We start from the raw sequence: 2,183 nt of genomic DNA on the forward strand, positions 1-2,183 counted from the left end.
AATATATTTTCTTCTCTGCTCTAATTGATTTTGGACAGCATCAAACGTTTCCCTAGATATAATTGGCTCATGTGCATTTTTGATAATAAACTGTTTTTCTTTAGAATCGTTTTTTCTTCTTTTACTTGTTACACTTACTGTCGTTGTTCTTCCTTGAACAAGATCCTCAACGTAATGGGGATTTGTTAAGATGCATCTAATGGTAGAATCATGCCACTTATCTCCTGCGTTTGCTTTTCCAGCTATTTGAGCAGGAGTAGGAATTCCCTCGTTATATAGCCGTCTTGTGTGTTATTTTCGCGAACCGGTTGAGAGTTAACCAATTCTTGTAATTTTAGTACTCTTTTCATTGTTGTTTCCCTCCCTTTAACCGAATAATTCAACCAACATAATACTAGAATAAATTTAATAGGATACTGATATAGATTAGATAGTATCTTTACATACATTCGTGTTATTTTCACGAACCGGTTGTGAGTTAACCATCTCTTGTAATCTTAGTACTCTTTTCATATTTTTACCCCTCCTCTTAACCTAATTCAACATAATATTACATAAAGTGGAAGATTCTGTTAACTGCATTAAATTAAAATATACTCTAGATTCTGTTAATTTGTTATTTTTGAATTATATTATTATGTTTAATAATATTAATTTATTTTATGTTAAAATAACTAAGTAATAATATAAAAAAGAGAGGAATAATAATGAATTCACTTAGAACATTTAACAAAAATGTACGTATCCGTTTATATTTGAACTTTTTCGCTATAGTAACCTCAACAATGGTAATGCCTTATACAGTTGTATACTTTTCAAATAAAATTGGTCCTGCATTAACCACATCTATGATTCTTTTAATAGGAATTATTAGTATAATAGGGTATATTTTGGGAGGTATTATAACAGATCGTTTAGGGAGAAAGAAGATTATCGTTTTCAGTGAAATGATTACAGGAATTGGTTTTATCGTAGTTAGTTATTTCGATTCCCTAGAAGTTTTTTACATGTTACCTATTTTATTATCTTTTAGTATTATTTACTTTTTTGAAACTGCTGCCAATCCTGCGTACTCTGTACTATTAATAGATTCAAGTGAAGATGAATATAGAAAGACAATGTATTCCTATTTTATGTGGATGTCAAGTGTAGCTTTTGCTTTAGGTAGTCTTATTGGCGGTTTCTTTTTTGAGAATTATTCACAAATATTATATTTTTTAGTTGGGGTAACTTCCTTAATTTCTGCAATATTTACATCAGTTTTTATAAAGGATTTTTATTATGAAAAAATACAGAAAAAAGAAATTGGACAACAAAAAAGAGTTGCATTTAATAATAAAACTAATAGTAATAATAAATTAAAGTTGTTTTCAGCTTTTTTTATTCTTCTCTATCTAGGTAGCCTATTAATAAATCTACTGAGTGAGCAGTTCCCTAACTATATAAGTGTGAGGATAGTTTCTAATTATCCGATTAGTGAAAGTGTCAATATTACTGGCTATAATATGATCAGTATTTTAAATTTAGAAAACACCTTGATAACGGCATTGGTGACTGGTTTAATAATAAAACTGACAAAGAAACTTTCAGATAAAAGCAACTTAATCTTCGGATTAATATTATTTATATCTGGATATGTGCTCCTAAGTTACTTTGTTCATCCTATATTTCTTGTTCTAGGTATGTTCCTTATTGCTATTGGTCGCTTAATTTATAATCCAACATTACAAACAATAGTTGCGAATGCTATTCCTGAAAATACCAGAGGCACCGTCTTATCGATACTAGGATTAATGGGGGCATTAGGTGGAACTTTATCTGGTTTATTTATTTGGGGAAGTACATTTATTTCTGAAAAAATGATAACTTGTATTTTTATTGGTATTGGACTAACTATAATTTTCATTTATATAAATGCCTATAAGATTTATAAATTAAAAGAGGATAAACAATCTAAAGAAAAGGTATTTAAAAGTTCTAATATCCAATAATATTATTAAATATGTATCTATTTTCTTTTCGCTTAGAACGGAGGTCAGTGGGCGTGTGTAACCGTCAAGTAAAATGACACAGTTTTCGCTAATTAAATTGACACATTTTCATTGCTAAAAATCGTACTTCGATGTTTCATTCTATAGCTATCTCCATTAAGATGAATAATCTCAACACGATGCATAATTCTA

General features: G+C 29.0%; 1 protein-coding gene and 2 pseudogenes. 1 reads left to right on the top strand and 2 read right to left on the bottom strand.

The features are described 5' to 3' along the window. Nucleotides 1-273: pseudogene (locus tag HNQ35_RS13900) on the bottom strand (recombinase family protein); the annotation flags it as partial. A gap of 434 nt (nt 274-707) precedes the next feature. Between HNQ35_RS13900 and HNQ35_RS13905 the strand changes: the two are divergent. After that, nucleotides 708-1,991 (top strand): MFS transporter, encoded by a 1,284-nt coding sequence (locus HNQ35_RS13905; RefSeq protein WP_146938865.1) that lies wholly within the window; start codon nt 708-710, stop codon nt 1,989-1,991. A 92-nt stretch (nt 1,992-2,083) separates the two neighbouring features. Here HNQ35_RS13905 and HNQ35_RS14625 read toward each other — a convergent pair. Continuing rightward, nucleotides 2,084-2,183: pseudogene (locus tag HNQ35_RS14625) on the bottom strand (ATP-binding protein); the annotation flags it as partial.

It is taken from the genome of Cerasibacillus quisquiliarum, from assembly GCF_014202495.1.
Lineage (GTDB): Bacteria > Bacillota > Bacilli > Bacillales > Amphibacillaceae > Cerasibacillus > Cerasibacillus quisquiliarum.